This window comes from Thermodesulfobacteriota bacterium (assembly GCA_030583865.1).
Classification (GTDB): Bacteria; Desulfobacterota; GWC2-55-46; order GWC2-55-46; family GWC2-55-46; genus UBA5799.
Window position 1 is genome coordinate 615,323 of the sequence record CP129479.1, and the last position, 16,154, is coordinate 631,476.

General features: G+C 58.2%; 13 protein-coding genes. 2 read left to right on the plus strand and 11 right to left on the minus strand.

Annotated features, from left to right (window positions below):
- Positions 1–28: 28 nt before the first annotated feature.
- From QY316_02940 to QY316_02960, 5 genes are all read right to left on the minus strand, one after another.
- Positions 29–643 (minus strand): superoxide dismutase, encoded by a 615-nt coding sequence (locus tag QY316_02940; protein ID WKZ33379.1) that lies wholly within the window; start codon positions 641–643, stop codon positions 29–31.
- Positions 644–987: 344 nt separating this feature from the next.
- Positions 988–1,323: a phage holin family protein gene (locus tag QY316_02945; GenBank protein ID WKZ33380.1), complete on the minus strand. Its 336-nt coding sequence runs from the start codon at positions 1,321–1,323 to the stop codon at positions 988–990.
- A 140-nt stretch (positions 1,324–1,463) separates the two neighbouring features.
- Positions 1,464–2,249 carry an inositol monophosphatase family protein gene (locus QY316_02950; protein ID WKZ34066.1) on the minus strand — a complete coding sequence of 262 codons (786 nt, stop codon included), beginning with the start codon at positions 2,247–2,249 and terminating at the stop codon, positions 1,464–1,466.
- A 64-nt stretch (positions 2,250–2,313) separates the two neighbouring features.
- Positions 2,314–3,078, minus strand: coding sequence for an inositol monophosphatase family protein (locus QY316_02955; GenBank protein WKZ33381.1), 765 nt, complete (start codon positions 3,076–3,078; stop codon positions 2,314–2,316).
- A gap of 274 nt (positions 3,079–3,352) precedes the next feature.
- The gene (locus QY316_02960; GenBank protein ID WKZ33382.1) at positions 3,353–3,604 is read right to left on the minus strand and encodes a zinc ribbon domain-containing protein; all 252 of its coding nucleotides are present in this window, start codon (positions 3,602–3,604) and stop codon (positions 3,353–3,355) included.
- Positions 3,605–3,835: 231 nt separating this feature from the next.
- Between QY316_02960 and QY316_02965 the strand changes: the two genes are divergently transcribed.
- Positions 3,836–5,137, plus strand: coding sequence for an MFS transporter (locus QY316_02965; GenBank protein WKZ33383.1), 1,302 nt, complete (start codon positions 3,836–3,838; stop codon positions 5,135–5,137).
- On the opposite strand, the gene QY316_02970 is transcribed toward QY316_02965, so the two are convergent.
- From QY316_02970 to QY316_02995, 6 genes are all read right to left on the minus strand, one after another.
- Positions 5,127–6,134 carry a peptidase U32 family protein gene (locus QY316_02970; GenBank protein ID WKZ33384.1) on the minus strand — a complete coding sequence of 336 codons (1,008 nt, stop codon included), beginning with the start codon at positions 6,132–6,134 and terminating at the stop codon, positions 5,127–5,129. The genes QY316_02965 and QY316_02970 overlap by 11 nt on opposite strands.
- Before the next feature lie 41 nt (positions 6,135–6,175).
- On the minus strand, positions 6,176–9,058 hold the full coding sequence (locus tag QY316_02975; protein WKZ33385.1) for an EAL domain-containing protein: 2,883 nt from the start codon (positions 9,056–9,058) through the stop codon (positions 6,176–6,178).
- Between the two features lie 207 nt (positions 9,059–9,265).
- A complete protein-coding gene (locus QY316_02980) occupies positions 9,266–9,679 on the minus strand; it encodes a single-stranded DNA-binding protein (protein ID WKZ33386.1) in 414 nt (137 codons plus the stop codon).
- A gap of 136 nt (positions 9,680–9,815) precedes the next feature.
- Positions 9,816–11,327, minus strand: a complete 1,512-nt coding sequence (locus QY316_02985; protein ID WKZ33387.1) for a tetratricopeptide repeat protein — start codon at positions 11,325–11,327, stop codon at positions 9,816–9,818.
- Positions 11,328–11,353: 26 nt separating this feature from the next.
- Positions 11,354–13,147, minus strand: coding sequence for a tetratricopeptide repeat protein (locus QY316_02990; protein WKZ33388.1), 1,794 nt, complete (start codon positions 13,145–13,147; stop codon positions 11,354–11,356).
- A 78-nt stretch (positions 13,148–13,225) separates the two neighbouring features.
- Entirely contained in the window at positions 13,226–15,073 is a 1,848-nt protein-coding gene (locus QY316_02995) for a tetratricopeptide repeat protein (GenBank protein ID WKZ33389.1), read from the minus strand.
- 361 nt (positions 15,074–15,434) lie between these two features.
- On the opposite strand from QY316_02995, the gene QY316_03000 reads away from it, so the two are divergent.
- A complete protein-coding gene (locus QY316_03000) occupies positions 15,435–16,148 on the plus strand; it encodes a lysophospholipid acyltransferase family protein (protein ID WKZ33390.1) in 714 nt (237 codons plus the stop codon).
- The last annotated feature ends 6 nt before the right edge of the window (positions 16,149–16,154 follow it).

The following is a 16,154-nucleotide window of genomic DNA, read 5'->3' on the forward strand; positions in this document are numbered from 1 at the left end:
CTAAAATCGTATCTTCCGAAGGCAGGCCTCAGCTCGCCGCCTCTTTCTGCACCTGGTCGAGGTCGACCCTGTCGAGCCTCTTCTGGCAGACATTCCAGTTGATGTTCTTCATGAACGCGTCGATATAGGGCGCCCTCTTCGCGCCGTAGTCCATGAAGTAGGCGTGCTCGTAGACGTCCATTACGAGCACGGGCACCACGTTCATCGGGACCTTCTCGTTGTGCGCGTCAAGGCAGTAGTTGTGGAGCTTGCCGTCGTAGAGCGAGAGGGCAGTTACCACCCAGCCCCTGCATGACATGCCGCAGGCCTTGAACTCCTCCGTCCACTTCTCGAACGAGCCCCATTCCCTCGCGATAAGGTCCGAGAGCTTCCCCGACGGCTTGCCGCCCTTGCCCATGAGGTTCTCGAAGTAGAGCTCGTGGAGGACGACGGCGTTATAGGCGAAGGTCTCTTCTATCTTCAAGGCCCTCCAGTCGGAAAAGACCTGGTTTGCCGTTCCGAGGTCGGCCTTCTTCTGCTTATCCTCTATCTCGTTCAATTTGTTTATGTAGCCGACGTAGAGTATGTCCCTGTGGTTCGATATCTGCGCCTCGGAGAGGCCCTCGGGCTTGAGGTCGAACTTTTTTGGCTGGTGCTGTGGCATGAGTCCCTCCCTTTCTTAAGTGGCACCCTCTAAAAATTGATCTTTTCCCCGGACTCTCTGTCAGGCCGTGAATAAAAATGCTCACATATTGTCATATATGCTCCGCTTTTTATTCCCGGCCTTCCTTGATTGCGGGCAAAATATCTAATTTTTGGAGGTTGCCAGGTGTTATTTGTGCGGACGCCTGAAAATGACAGTGCGTCGTAAGACCACTGTTTTAACTGGTTGCCGAAAAACTAAAAACACGTTCAGACTGCTCAAAAAGCTCAAGGCGACGCAGCAGATGTGGGCTTTTTCAGCAACCCGGTAGCTTAATTAAACCAGCTATCATGAATCTGTCAAGGTCAGACGAACCTGTTGAGGACTATGCTCAAGAGGCTTATGACGAGCGCCCCTACCAGGGCAGGCAGGAAGCCGGCAACCGCAAAGCCGCTTATAAGCCAGCCCACCGCCCAGAAAATGAGGCCGTTAAGGACGAGCGTAAAGAGCCCGAGCGTGAGTATGTTTATGGGCAGAGTGAGTACCAGGAGGACCGGCTTTATTATGAGGTTCATGACGGCCAGGAGGACCGCGGCCTTTATCGCGGGGCCGTAGCCCTCGACGTTCACGCCCGGGACCAGGTACGAGGCGAGGAATATCCCTGCCGTTAATATTATGAGCCGGAGTATGATGTTAAGCATCCCAATCGAGCCCCTTTAGGCTACCTCTAAAAACGATTATTTTTCCTGATCTCTGTGTCAGGGCGGAAATAAAAATGCTCACATATTACCATATATGCTGCGCTTTTATTTCCGCCCTTCCTTGACCTCAGAAAAAATTCTTAATTCTTAGAGGCACCCTTTAATACCTTTATCATTCGCTCGTGTATCAGGCCGTTCGAGGCGAGGCATTCCTTGCCGTAGATGGAAAAAGGGCCGCCGCCGAAGCCGGTCACCCGCCCCCCGGCCTCCTCGACTATTAGCGCGCCTGCCGCCACATCCCAGGGCCTCAGTTTCATCTCCCAGTACCCGTCGAACCTGCCCGAGGCCGTGTAGCAGAGGTCCAGCGCCGCCGAGCCCGCCCTCCTTATGGCCTGCGCCCTGAGCGAAAAGGCCGAGAAGTGGTCGAGGTTATTGTCGTCCGCCACGCGGAGATCATAGGGGAAGCCGGTCGCAAGCAGGCTCCTGTCGAGAGAGCCAGTGGAAGATACTTTTATCTTCTCGCCGTTAAGGGACGCGCCCCGGCCCTTCTCGGCCGTGTAGAGCTCATCGAGCATGGGGTCGTATACGGCCCCGAAAACGATAGCCCCTTCCTCCTCGAAGGCTATGGAGACGCAGAAGAAAGGGAAACCGTGGGAGTAGTTTGTCGTTCCGTCGAGCGGGTCTATTATCCATTTGAAAGGCGAGTCCTTCACTACCTCCGGGCTCTCCTCCGTAAGGATGCCGTGCCCGGGGAAGGCCTTCCGTATCTCGCCCATTATGAGGTCCTCGGACGCGCGGTCGGCCTCTGTAACGAGGTCTATCGCACCTTTGAACTCAATGCTCCGGGCCCTTCCCAGGTTTTCCTTGAGCAGGCCTCCCGCGCGCCTTATGGTCTCTATCGCGGTTTCCCTTACCTTGTTTCTCATCATCCGCCTTTTTGTGGATCCATATTTACAGAGTATATCCGAAAAAGACCTTATGAAATGTCTCTCAGGCTAATGCCTCGAGCACCCGTTCATGGATGAGCCCGTTCGTGGCAAGGCACTCCCCGGAATCGAGGGAAAAGGGGCCGCCCTCCAAGTCGGTTATCATGCCCCCTGCCTCGGTCAGGACGAGGGAGCCTGCCGCCGCGTCCCACGCATGGAACCTGGGGTTCCGGTATCCTTCGAGCCTCCCGGCGGCCACGTAGCAGAGCTCGAGCGCGGCTGAGCCCGCGCGTCTTAAGGCCTGCGCCTTTCTCGAAAGGGCGGCGAAGTCCCTGAATATCCCGCCCTCTTTTGCGGCCAGGTCCTTCGGAAAATCGCTTGCAAGGAGGCTTTTGCCGAGCTCCCCGGTCCGGGAGACATGAATGGCCTTACCGTTAAGCCGGGCCCCTTTGCCGGCCTCGGCCAGAAAGAGCTCGTCCCTGAGGGGATCGAATACCACACCGAGGACCACTTGCCCTTTCTCCTCAAGCGCTATCGAAACGGAGAAATGGGGGAACGAATGCGAATAGTTCGTCGTCCCGTCGAGCGGGTCTATTATCCAGCGGTACGTAAGGCTGCCCTTCTCTTCAGGGCTCTCCTCTGAGAGGATGCCATGCCCCGGGAAAGCCGAGCGGATCTCCTCCTTTATGATGCGTTCGGAAAGGAAGTCGCTCTCCGTTACCACGCCCTCGACGCCCTTGGACTCTACGGACAAGGGCCTGCCGAAACCCTCCCTGACGGCGGCGCCCGCCTTCAGGGCCGCCTTTGTCGCGACCTCTTTAAAGTCCATGCGGCCTCCGGGGGCTTTCAGGTTGAAAGGACCGGAAAAAATTCGGCCCGGGAAGACCCCGGGCCATGCCTATCAAGAGGATGCTGAAAAACCTTTTTGGGGAAACTTCTGTAGAAAGGTTTCCCCCATACCCCTTCAAAGACTTCTAGTTCCTGAGGAAGCCCCCCTTGGGGGCTTCCTCAGGAAGAACTGAAAGTTTTTGGAGAGTGTTTGAGAGAAACTTTTTACAAAAAGGTTCTCTCAAGGGGTTTTCGGCATTCTATGAAAAAGCTGCTCAGCAGGACGGGCACGACGAGCAGTCCGGCTTCGGCGCGTCCGATTCCTTTTTGGATTCCTTTGAAGCGCTCTTTGAGGCGTAATCGGTCTTGTACCAGCCCGAGCCCTTCAGGTGGAAGGCTGAAGAAGATATTTTCCTTTCGACCTTGCCCGAGCAGTGGACGCATTTCTTGAGGGGCTTTTCCGAAAACTTCTGCAGCGCCTCGAACTCCTTGCCGCAGTCCTTGCAGATATATTCATAGATCGGCATGAACCTATACCTCCGGGCCAGATTTTTCCTTTATATATTGTAGGTACGTGCGGCAGTAATGTCAATTTTAAAAAAAAGCTGCTTTAAGGGAGCCAACAAAAATCTGGCTAAGGTACTGATTTTATGGCAGAATGGGGGAGTTTGGCGGAACCCGGCTTCTGTTCGATCTCGCTCCTCTTACCCCGCCGCGACTTTTTCATGGACCCTGATTCGTTTAAAAAAGAAAAGAGCTTGCGATACTCAGTAAGGAACGGGGTGTTCGCGAGCATGATGAACGGCTTTACGCTCGACTACCTGACCCCGTTTCTGCTGCTCCTCGGCGGGACGATCAAGCACGTCGGGATATTGAGCGCCCTTCCGCACCTCTTCGCTTCCATCATACAACTGAAGGGCCCGGACATAACGGAGAAGCTCCGTTCCCGGAAACTCGCGGTGGGGCTTTTCATCCTCCTTCAGGCATTGATGCTCCCGCTGATGGTGGGGAGCTATTTCCTGGGCGACTGGAATGTCGCGGCCTTCATAGCGGCTGTTGCGCTCTTTACGGCGTTCGGCGCCATCGCGGTGCCGGCGTGGGGGAGCCTCATGTCCGATCTTGTGGAGGAAGACAGGAGGGGTGAGTTCTTCGGATGGCTCCAGAAGATTCTCGCCATAGTCACTGTAATAGCCACCTTCGCAGCCGGTTTCGTCCTGCACAGGGCCGAGAGGTCGGACGCGTTCTGGGGCTTTGCGGCAATATTCGGGCTTGCATTCGCCTTCAGGCTCGCCTCGTGGAGATACTTGAGAAAAATGCACGAGCCGCGCCTTGTAAGGAAGGAAGAGGACTACTTCTCGCTCCTGGACTTCGTCTCGAGGCTCCACAAGAGCAATTTCCTCAAGTTCGTGGTCTTCGTATCGGCCATGAAGTTCGCGGTCAATATCGCCTCACCGTTCTTCGCGGTCCTGATGCTCAAGAACCTGGGGTTCGGCTACATGACCTTCACCGTGGTCACCCTTGCCGCGACAATGGCGACCATATTCTCCATAAGGCGCTGGGGCGTGCACGCGGACAGGGTGGGGAACCTGAAGGTGCTCCGCTCGACCTCAGTGCTCGTGGCCCTGATACCGCTCTTCTGGCTCGTGAACCAGAACCCCGTTTACCTCTTTTTCGTGCAGGTCTTCTCCGGCTTTGCGTGGGCGGGCTTCAACCTCTCGGCCTCGAACTTCATATACGACGCCGCGTCGCCCGGCAAGAGGGAGAGGTGCATCGCGTATTACAACTTCTTCGGGGGCGCGGCGCTCGCCCTCGGCTCCCTTCTCGGCGGCTGGCTTGCCTGGGTCCTGCCCACGGGCTTTCTGGAGTTCAGGACCATGAACCTCATCCTAATATCCGCGATACTCCGCCTGGCGGTCGCGTTTTTTCTGCCTTTCAGGTTGAAGGAGGTGAGGGAGGTGGAGAAGATACGAACGCACGAGCTCCTCTTCAGCATGCTGAGGCTCGGGCCCGCATTGGCCCGGCTCGGGCGCGGGGCAGGCAGGAAGGGGTTTACTTCGTGAGGTACGAGCCCAGGGTCTCCCTCGTGCCCTCGAAGGTGGAGACGGTCTTTCTTGCCCACTCGGGCCTGACTTCATACCCCCTGCTGTCGGCGTAGCACGCGTCCACCGCTTCGCGGAGCACTCTGGTCATGGCGGCGACGTAGCTCTTGGTCCGCTGCCTGCCCTCGATCTTGAGGGCCGAAACACCAGCGTCCATAAGGCCGGGCAGGACCTTCAGGACGTTCAGCGATTCCGGTTCCTCGAAGGCGTACTCGTAGCTTCCGCCGGGCGTCACATACCTTCCCTTGCAGCAGGTGGGATACGGCGAAGACTCGTCCTTGCCGAGCCTGTTGAGGGTGACCCCGTTAAGCGCGATGGTCATGCCGCCGTCCGCGGAGGGGTTGAAGCGGACGAACCTTGAAGGGGAGCACGCCCCTTCCGTGTTGGTGGACGCGCCCGTGACCCAGGAGGATAGATAGCACCTGCCTTCGATGTTTATGCAGAGGCCGCCGAGGGCGAAGACCTCTATCTCTGCTTCCGTCCTCTCCTTCAGGCGCTTCATCTCTTCGATAGTGAGCACCCGAGGCAATACTACCCTTTTTATGCCGAAGTGCTTCCTGTAGAAGTTTATAGACTCGTAATTGGATGAGCTGGCCTGCGTCGAGAGGTGGAGGACCGAATCCGGGTGGCGTTCCCTGGCGTATTTGAGTATGCCGAGGTTGGCTATTATCACGGCGTCCGCGCCGAGCTCCACCGCGTGGTCCACGGCCTTGTACCATTTGACGAAGGTATCGCCCTGCGGGAAGGTGTTTATGGCTATATAGAACTTCCGGCCCTTGGACCTGACATAACCGATGCCGTCCGCCATTTCCGCGGGTGTGAAGTTGAGCCCCTCGAAGTTCCTGGCGTTCGTCGAGTCGCTGAAGCCCAGGTATACGGCGTCGGCCCCGCTGTCGATAGCGGCCTTGAGCGAGGCCAGGTTCCCGGCAGGGGACACGATCTCAGGTTTTCCTCTCATGAGGCCTCCGCGCTTTCCATAGTCCGCACCAATATACAATTTCACATATTCCCGGTCAAACCCGTTCTGAGGAGGGGCTCTATTTCGGAAGGACGGCCCGGTTTGCCGAAGTAGTATCCCTGGACGAAGTCGCACCCGTACTCTTCGAGAAGCTTGAGCTGCGCCTCGGTTTCCACGCCCTCGGCTATGACCTCCAGGTCGAGGCTCGAGGCCATCGCGATTATGCCCCTTGCCATTGTCATGCTCCCGGCATCCGATGCGAGGTCCTGTATGAACGACCGGTCTATTTTGAGCATGTCAACCGGGAGCCTGTTAAGGTAGCTTAAAGACGAGTACCCGGTCCCGAAGTCGTCTATATAGACGCGCACCCCGATGGACCTGAGCCTGTCGAGTATGCTGCTGAAGCGCGAGATATCGTCCATGAGCTCGCTCTCGGTAACCTCCACGGCAAAGCGCACCCCATCGGTTGCGCCGATATTTTTCGTCATCCCTTCAAGGCGCTCCGGGAAGCCCAGGTCCTTGAGCTGGCTGACGGAGACGTTTACGCCAACCTCCAGCTCTATCCCGAGCTCCTTCCATTCTCTTGCCTGGCCGAGCGCGGTCTGAACGACCCAGTCTCCTATCGGGATTATGAGGCCCGTGTCCTCGGCGATAGGGATGAACTTGTCAGGCGGCACCGGCCCTAGCCGGCTGCTATTCCACCTTATGAGGGCCTCTGCAGCCGCGGGTTTTCTGCCGGCAATTGCCATTATGGGCTGGTATACGAGCTCGAGCTCGCCTCGCGAGAGCGCGTATCTGAGCTCGTTCTCTATGGTCCGCCTTTCCTGCGCCTTCCTGTTTATCTCCGGGGAATAATAGGACGCGGCCTTGCCTTGCTCCGGTGCGGTCCGGGAATGGACCGCCAGGGCGGAGTTCCTCATGAGCTCGGCCGCGGTGCCGCCGTCGTCGGGGTATAAGGAGACGCCGACAGCGGCATTGATGACGACCTCTTCTCCGCCGGCCGGCACGGTATGCGGCAGCCCGCCGACTATCCTTTCAAGGACCGCCACGACATCGTCCCTGTCCGCCGCGTCGGCCAGCACAAGTCCGAAGTTGTCGTTCCCGAGCCTGGCGACGGTGTCGCCGTCCCTGGTCGAGCGCGAGAGGTATCCGGCTATATGCTTAAGCAGCTCGTCCCCGGCCCTGTGGCCGAGGGTGTCGTTCACCTTCCTGAACCCGGCGACATCCAGAGTTACAACGCCTACGCTCCTGCCGTAGTACCTGGCCCTCTGCACCGCGTGCCCCAGCCTGTCCTCGAATACCCACCTGTTGGAAAGGCCCGTGAGCGTATCGTATCTCGACAGGAAGTCCAGCCGTTCTTCCTTTTCAATGTTCTGAAGACCCAGCGAGGTGTCGGCCGCGAGCTCAAGGAGGAGGGCCATCTCCTCCCTGTCATTAAAGAAGCCGGGCTCGGCTGAATAGAGGCATAGCGCCCCTTTCGCCTCCCCTTCAGTCCGGAGCGGGAATGCCGCCGCCGACCTGTAGCCGAACTTCCTGGCAAGGTCTTTCCACGGGGCGAGGGCGGTCTCTTTTTCGAAATCGGTCCCGATTACATGGCGGTCGCCGGCGACCGCCATTAGCGAGAAGGGCATCGGCTTCCCGGGTGATGGTTCGAGGAACGGCGCGAGCGCGTCGAGGTACTCCTTGTCGCGCCCGGCGTGCGCGGCAGGGTAGAGCCGCCCGTTCTCGTCCTTGAGCGCCACCCATGCGAGGGCAAAGCCGCCGTGCTCGACGGCTATGCGGCAGGCCTCGTTAAGGAGGAAATCCCTTTCCCGGGCCCGGATGATGGTGCCGTTGATGGCGCTGAGGACCGAGTATATCCTGTTAAGGCGGGCAATCCTTTCAAGATGGAGCCGGGCTTCGCTTTCGCGCCTCTCCAGCGCCTCGGCCATTGAATTGAAGCTCCTGGCAAGCGAGCCTATCTCGTCGTTGCCGCCGACTGCCGCCCTGGCATCGAGCGCCCCTTCGCCGATCTTCCTCGTCGCTTCCACCAGGCCCCTTATGCGGTTCAGGACGAGCCTGTCGCCCCAGAAGACCGCCATGAGGAGGACGGCGATTATCACCGCCCCGGAGGTCAATATGTTCCGCAGAAGGGCCCTGTCCGCCTCCGCGTATGCTGTTGCGACAGGTATGCCGGCTATTACGAATATCCGGCTGTCCTTGCCGAGCCGTATTTCATTGAAGGCGTATATTCGTTTAATCCCGTCGAGCCCTCTTATGACAGCGTGGTCTTCGCTCAAGCGGCTTTTAAGGAGCTCCGAAAACTCGGTCCCCTCGATGCTCTGCCCGGCCCACCCGCTGCCTTCCGGGAACCTGGCGAGGACCGTGCCTTTTCCGTCCACTGCCGTTATTACGCTTCCGGGAGCAGGGCCGTCCGCCATAAGGGCATCCCGTATCCATGTTATCGGGAGCGCGGCGAAAAGGACCCCGGAAAGGGAGCCGTCCCTTCCAAGGACCGGGTATGAGAAGTTAAGGCCCGGCACGGATGTAATCCTGCCGACCTGGTAGTCGCCTATGGAGAAATCGAGGTCCCGCACTGCTTTCCGGAAATAAGGACGGTCGCCTAGGTACAGGGGGGGATCGGACGGAAGCGCGCTCGCAATGAGCATCCCGTCAGTGCCGATGAGGCCGATATTCGCGTAGACCTTCTGGTACTCCATCGTGTTCCTGAGCACCAGGGCCAGGTCTTCCCTGCTTACCGGGCCAACGGACTGGGAAAGCACCGATAGGAGGAGTTTCGTGTCGTTTATGAGCTTGCGCTGCTCTTTGGAGGCTTGCCGCACGACAGCGAGGACCGACTGTCTCGCTTCCTCGGAACCGATGCGGCGCTGCTCGAGGCTCGTGTATACGATAAGCGACAGCAGGGGGAGCGAGGCCAGGAGCACGAGGATTACCAGCCGCCCCCTCAGGGTCGAGAAGGCGCCTGAAAGGCGCGGCCGTTTTTCAGGATTTTCTTTCAGAAGCGTCCCCCCCCGTTCCCGGTATGCGCGGAGCCACCCCTCGGAGCTGTCCTTTACGAATTATCCTTTATCCTGAGAGAATCGTCAAAGGCGGGTATCCGTGCCGGCAACCCGGCACGGACCGAAGATAGATCAGAACGGCACGTCGTCCATGTCGCTTGACGGGATGTCGTCGGCCGAGACATCGGATGCTCCAGCGGATGCGCCGGACTCGCCCCTGGACCCGAGCATCTGCATGGTGTTGGCGAGGATCTCGGTCGTGTACTTCTTGTTGCCGTCCTTGTCCTCCCAGCTCCTTGTCTGGATCTTGCCCTCTATGTAGACCTGCTTGCCCTTTGAGAGGTACTCGCCGCATATCTCGGCGAGCTTGCCGAAGGCCACCACCCTGTGCCATTCGGTCTTAGTCTCCTTCTGCCCGTCCCTGTTGGCCCTGGTCTCGCTCGTGGCCAGCCTGAAGTTTGCCACAGCCATCCCGCCGGGAGTATAGCGCATCTCCGGGTCTGCGCCCAGGTTGCCGACCAGGATGACCTTGTTTATGCCTGCCATGTGGACGTTCTCCTTTTGGTAATATTTAAATCGATCTTCCCCGGCCTTCCTTGATTGCGGGGAAAATCTCTATTTTTTAGAGGTTCCTTCGATTGTGCGGCTATTATAACCATCAGAATGGCTTGTTTGCAAGCCATTATTCCCCAGGGCCCGTCCCCCATGCCTCAAGGTCCTTGATATACCTGTAGGCAGCAGGGTCCCCGAGCTCGTGAGCCTTTTTCATGCTGAGATATGAGTTCCTCATGTCGCCCAGGTGCATGTAGGCCTTGCCGAGGTCTACATGCGTCGAGGCGTCGGAAGGGTCGAGCTCAGCTGCCTTACGGAAGTCATCGAGAGCGTCCCCGTACCGGCCAGCGATGGCATGGGCCGTGCCGCGCCCCTTGAACCCCTGCGCGTTGTCCGGGTATAACGCTATCTGGCGTCCCCATAACGCGAGCGAGTCTTTCCAGACCGCCTGTTGCCTGAACGTCATGGCGGAGAAGAGGGCCGAGGCCACGAAGACGGTCAGCAGCACGGGGACGAAGGCCTTCGCGCGCCTCCGGACCGCCCAGCCTGCCCCTGCGGCGGCGAGCACCGCGAAGCCTATGCCAGGGATGTACATGAACCTGTCGGCGGCGGCGTGCATCCCAATCTGCAATATTCCGATTATCGGAAGGAGAGTTATAAGGAAGTAGGCCCATACGGAAATATAAACCCTGCTCCACCTGCAAAGGTAGAAGGCGAGCGCGGTAATTGCCGAAAGCGCAAGGGCGTAGACCGCGAAGATTGTGTCGAAGCCCGCGGTGAAATCGCGGGGATAGAGCGGGGCGAGGTTGACCGGAATAAGCGTTTTATAGATATAAAAAAGGTAGCCCCTTGCTGTGATGTGCAGGCGGCCCTCAAGCGGGAGCGCTTCCGTGGATACTATGACGCTGTCCACCGTATGAGACCAGACGTTCAGAAGCCCCGTTGCCATGCTAAACGCGAAAAAGGGGGCCTTCTCCAGCAAGAGCCTCTTCCAGCCGTCAGTCCCGGACCTCTCAAGGGGGTAGTAGTCGAGTATGAGGAGCACAAGAGGCATGGTGACCGTCATGGGCTTGCTCATAAGCGACAGTACGAAAAATATGAGCGTCAGCGCGTAGGACGAAGCCTTACGGCCCTTTACATAGCTCAGATAGGCATGCAGGCCCAGGAGGAAAAAAAAGGCGTTAAGGACGTCCTTTCTTTCACTTACCCAGGCAACCGACTCGACCTTGAGGGGATGGAGCCCGAAGAGGAGGCCCGCTGAAATGGCGATTATGAAGAGCACCCTCGGCTCCAGGCCGCCCCTTGCGCCAGCGAGCCTCGCTGCCAGCAATGCCACGAGGAAGGCGTTCGAGCCGTGGAGTATCGAATTTGAAAGGTGGTAGCCGAAAGGGTCGAGGCCCCAGAACGCGTAATCGAGCGAGAAGGAGAGGAGCGTTACCGGGATCCAGGCGCCGTTAGCGAATGAGGTGAAGATGGCCTTGAGGTTCAGGCCTCGTATGGCCGTGTTGTTATGGACGTACATGAGGTCGTCCCAGTTGACGAAATCGAACGAGAGCGAGGGGAGGTAGATGACGAAAGAGGCCAGGGCCGATATGAGTGCGGCAACAAGGACTATCTTCGGTTGTCTTCTGTTTTCATTCATTTCCGGTCCTGATCATCGGGGCCAGCTCATTTACCCGGGCCCTGCTCTTCGAGGTCCTTCAGATACCTTGAAGCTGCCGGGTCCCCGAGGTCATGGGCCCTTTTCATGCTGCGGTACGAGTTTTCGCTGTCGCCCAGGTGCATGTAGGCCTTTCCGAGGTCTATGTGCGCCGAAGGGTCCGCAGGGTCGAGCAGGACGGCGTTCTTGAAGTCCTCGACCGCCTTACCGTACTGGCCGGATATGGCATGTGCAACGCCGCGGGCCCTGTAAGCGGCCTTGTTCCGAGGGTCTTTGGCCAGGACGAACGTGAGGTCCGCGGTCCCCTCCTCGAACCTGCCTGCGCTTACAAGGGCGCCCGCGCGCTTCATATAGGCGTCGGTCGATACCGGGCCGAGCTCTATGGCCCGGTCCAGGTTTTCGATGGCAAGGTCGAATTTACCGAGGCTTATATACGCGTTGGCGCGGTTCATGAACCCGCTCGCCGTGTCCGGGGTGATCCTGCTAAGGTCCTCCATGGCGCGGTCGAGCCTCCCCTGGACGAGATAGGCGTTTCCCCTGTTTACATACCCGTATGGATGGTCCGGGAAGAGCCTTATCTGCTGGTTCCAGAGTGAGAAAGAGTCCTTCCATACGGATATCTGCTTGAGCGCAAGAATTGAGAGCAATGCCGAGGCCGCGATAATTACAGCCAGAACCGGCGCGAACGCGCCCTTTTTCCTTTCCGCCAGCCATCCGGCCCCTGCCGCGACGAGCACGGCGATTCCCATGCCCGGGATATATGTGTACCTGTCAGCCGCGGCCTGCATCCCAACCTGCACGAGCCCTATTACAGGGATCAGCGTTATCGCGAAATAGGCCCAGGCCGCGATGAAGGCCCCGCTCCGCCTCCGAAGATAGATCGCGAGCGCGGTCAGGGCCGAAAGCGCGAGCACATAGAGGGCGAAGAGGCCGTTGAGGCCAGCGGGGAAATCCCTGGGATATACGGGCGCGAGGTTGATCGGCACGAGGGTCTTGTAGATATAAAAGAGGTAGCCTCTGGCCGCGATATGGAGGCGGCTCCCGAAGGCGAGCTCTTCCGCCGGGACCATGGCCATGGCCTGGGACAACATGGTCGCGAGCACGGCCGCCAAGCTCATCAGGAAGAAAGGGAGCTTCTCGGTCAAGAGCCTCCTGAAACCCTCCTTCCTTTGCCTCCCGAGCGGATACAGGTCGAGTATGAGGAGCATGAACGGCATGGTGACGGTCATGGGTTTGCTCAAGAGCGACAAGACAAAGAAGACGAGCGTCAAAACATATGAGGAAGCCTTTTTGTTTCTGGCGTAGCCGAGATAGGAAAGGACGCCCAGGAGGAAAAAGAAGGCGTTAAGGACGTCCTTCCTTTCGCTTATCCATGCAACCGACTCCACCCTGAGGGGATGGAGCCCGAAGAGGAGCCCTGCTGAGATGGCGACTATGAAGAGCGTCTTTGCATTAAAGCCCCTTGTCCCCGCGAGCTTCGCGGCGATGAGGGCCACAAGGAAGACGTTGGCCGCGTGGAGAGCCGAGTTCGTCAGGTGATAGCCCAGGGGGTTCAGTCCCCATATGGCGTGATCGAGAGAGAGGGACAGGAACGTTACAGGGACCCACGTCCCGAGGATTACTGATGTAAAGGCCCACTTGAGGCCGGGCCCCTGCAACCGGGGGTTTTCATAGACATAGAGCTGGTCGTCCCAGTTTACGAAATCGAAGCCGAGGGAAGGGAGATAGAGCGCGAACGCGGCTATGGCCGATAAAAGGGCCGCGATAAGTATTATTTTTCCTGGTTTGCTTTCTTCCGGCATTCCGGACCCGGTCCATACGAAGATTGTTGAAGGTTTTCAGAAGTTTACCACCGCGCCCCGCCGGTTTGCAAGACGATACTACCTTTGTCCGGCGCCCCTGGCCTCGAGGTCCGAAAGGTATCCGGCGGCAGAAGGGGCGCCGAGCTCGAGCGCCATTTTCATGCTGGCGTATGATTTCTCGAAATCGCCGAGGTGCATGTATACCTTGCCGAGGTCTATGTGCGCCGAAGCGTCTCCGGGGTCGAGCTCCGCGGTTTTCAGGAAGTCTTCTAGCGCCTCCCCGTATTGGCCGGAAATGGCGTACGCGGTGCCGCGCGCCCTGTATATGGCCTTGTTCCCCGGGTCTGAACCGATGACTACCGTAAAATCCGAAATCCCCTCCTTGAACCTGCCGGCATTTACGAGGGCGCTCCCGCGGCTTGTGTATGCCGGCAATGTATTCGGCTCCAACTCTATGGCCTTATCGAGGTCCGGGATGGCCAGGTCGAACCTGCCGAGAGTGAGGTAGGCGTTTCCGCGGTTGAAATACCCGTGGCCGCTTTCAGGAGATATCTTCCGGAGGTCCTCTATCGCGGATTCGTTCATGCCAAGCGCGACATAAGCGGTGCTCCGGTTCACATACCCCTGGCTGTGGGACGGAAAAATCTCTATTTGCCGGCTCCAGAGGGAGACCGGGTCCTTCCAGATCATCTCCTGTCTGAACGTGAAAAAGGAGAGCAGTCCCGAGGCCGCCAAAACCAGCGCAAAAACGACCGGGAGCTTCTTGCTGTTCCTCTTTACAATCCATCCGGCCCCGGCAGAAACGAGAACCGCCAGTCCGATGGCCGGGATGTATGTATACCTGTCGGCAGCCGCCTGCCTTCCTACCTGCATAAGGCCTATGACAGGGAGCAGCGTGATCGCGTAATAGGCCCATGCGGAAATAAATGCCTTGCTCCATTTGCGAAGGTAAAGGGCGAGAGCGGTAATGAACAGAAGAGCCGCGAGGTAGATGACCGCCGAAAGGTTGAGGCCCGAGGCGAAGTCGCGGGGGTAAAGGGGCGCAAGGCCCGCCGGGACGACCGTCTTATATATATAGAATAGATAGCCCCTGGCCGCGATATGGATGCGGTCGGCGAACGGGAGCGCCTCCGGCGGCATCACGGCCTTTCCCTGCGACCAGATGGTCATTAGCCCAGCCATAAGGCTAAGCAGGAGGAAGGGAAGTTTTTCAATAAGCGGCCTCTTCCACCCTTCCCTCTTGAGCCTTTCAAGAGGATAGTAGTCGAGTATCATGAGCACGAGCGGCATGGTGACCGTCATGGGCTTGCTGAGAAGCGAAAAGACGAAAAGGACCAGCGTCAACACATAGGAGGATGCCTTTTTGTCCTTGGCATACCCGAGATATGCATGGAGGCCGAGGAGAAAGAAGAAGGCGTTCAGGACGTCTTTTCTTTCGCTGACCCAGGCCACTGATTCGGCCCTGAGGGGATGTAGCCCGAAAAGGAGCCCGGCCGAGAGGGCCATGATGAATGCCCCCCCTGCCCCAAGGCCGCCCCTTGTGCCGGCGGTCCTGGCGGCCAGGAAGGCCACAAGAAAGACGTTGGCGGCGTGGAGTATCGTGTTCGTGAGGTGGTATCCCAGCGGGTCCAGCCCCCAGATGGCGTAATCGAGGGCGAATGACAGGAACGTGAGCGGTATCCAGGTCCCCATGACGACCGCCGTGAAGGCCCACTTGAGATCAAGCCCCTGGATATCCGGGTTATCGGATACGTAAGCGGGGTCGTCCCAGTCCACGAAATCGAAGCCCAGGGAAGGCAGATAGAGCGCGAATGCGGCTATCGCGGATATGAGCGCCGCAAGAAAAATATGCTTTACATGGTAATATCTTTCCGGCATTCCTTTTCCCAGGCTCTTTATCAGGCTGCTGAAAAAGTCCATCTGCATCGTTGTCTTCGTCGCTCGTCACTGCGGCGTACACGAAAAGTACGCCGCATTCCTCGCTCCTCGCCGCCTCGCATCTGGAGCTTTTTGAGCAGCCTGAATAAAAACGGAGTTTTTCAGCAAGCTGTTACAAGAAAGAGCGGCCCTTTCCGGCTGGACTGCTTTGCGTTCAAATGCTTGCCAGCTTTAGGGAATTTACTCGGGACTCGTCCGTTCAGTCAGCCAGTATACCACTGCGCGGTTTTGGTTTGCAAGGGCGCTCCGGCCAGGGATTTTTTTGTGCTATTGGGGCGTTTTGCATGATATATTATGACGATTAAGCCCTGAGGAGAGACTACGCCCCGGCTGGGGCGCGCATTCGCCTATGACCGTTCTGAGGACCCTTGCCGTATGGCTCATGGGCCTGCCCATAACCATAGCCCTTTTCATCCTCGTCCTCTTTTCACTTCCGTTCGAAAGGCAGGGCAGGGCGGTCCATTCAATTGGGGCCTTCTGGTCGAGGGTGGTGCTCGCTCTATCAGGCGTAAGGGTGGACGTGAAAGGAAGGGAGAACGTCCCTTCGGGCAGGCCTGTTATCTTCGTCTCCAACCACCAGGGCGCCTTCGATATCCCCGCGCTCCAGGCCTTCCTGCCCGTGCAGTTCCGCTGGGTGGCCAAGAAGAGCCTTTTCAGGATACCCGTCATAGGCTGGAGCATGAGCCTCGCCGGGTATGTAGGCATCGACAGGGACAACCCCTCTGAGGCCATGAAGAACATGGATGAGGCTTCGGAGAAGATTCGGAACGGGACTTCGGTGCTCATCTTCCCCGAGGGCACGAGGTCCGGCTCTGCCCGGCTACTCCCGTTTAAGCGCGGGGCCTTTGTCCTCGCCAAAAAAAGCGGCGTACCGGTAGTGCCTGTCGCAATAGACGGCACTTCGGATATAATGAGGCGGGGGGGGCTCCTCATAAGGCCCTCGCGTGTCAGGATTCGCATAGGGAGTCCCGTGGAAACCGGGCCCCTTGGCGAGAAGGAGCTCCGGAACAGGATGAAGAAGGACATAGAAGGACTTTTGCAGGCCGGGTCAGGGAGGCCCTGAAGAGTA

Excerpts from the sequence above, each read along its gene's own strand:
- QY316_02940 (WKZ33379.1), bottom strand. The coding sequence starts at position 643 with ATGCCACAGCACCAGCCAAAAAAGTTCGACCTCAAGCCCGAGGGCCTC.
- QY316_02945 (WKZ33380.1), bottom strand. The coding sequence starts at position 1,323 with ATGCTTAACATCATACTCCGGCTCATAATATTAACGGCAGGGATATTC.
- QY316_02950 (WKZ34066.1), bottom strand. The coding sequence starts at position 2,249 with ATGAGAAACAAGGTAAGGGAAACCGCGATAGAGACCATAAGGCGCGCG.
- QY316_02955 (WKZ33381.1), bottom strand. The coding sequence starts at position 3,078 with ATGGACTTTAAAGAGGTCGCGACAAAGGCGGCCCTGAAGGCGGGCGCC.
- QY316_02960 (WKZ33382.1), bottom strand. The coding sequence starts at position 3,604 with ATGCCGATCTATGAATATATCTGCAAGGACTGCGGCAAGGAGTTCGAG.
- QY316_02970 (WKZ33384.1), bottom strand. The coding sequence starts at position 6,134 with ATGAGAGGAAAACCTGAGATCGTGTCCCCTGCCGGGAACCTGGCCTCG.
- QY316_02980 (WKZ33386.1), bottom strand. The coding sequence starts at position 9,679 with ATGGCAGGCATAAACAAGGTCATCCTGGTCGGCAACCTGGGCGCAGAC.
- QY316_02985 (WKZ33387.1), bottom strand. The coding sequence starts at position 11,327 with ATGAATGAAAACAGAAGACAACCGAAGATAGTCCTTGTTGCCGCACTC.
- QY316_02990 (WKZ33388.1), bottom strand. The coding sequence starts at position 13,147 with ATGCCGGAAGAAAGCAAACCAGGAAAAATAATACTTATCGCGGCCCTT.
- QY316_02995 (WKZ33389.1), bottom strand. The coding sequence starts at position 15,073 with ATGCAGATGGACTTTTTCAGCAGCCTGATAAAGAGCCTGGGAAAAGGA.
- QY316_03000 (WKZ33390.1), top strand. The coding sequence starts at position 15,435 with ATGACCGTTCTGAGGACCCTTGCCGTATGGCTCATGGGCCTGCCCATA.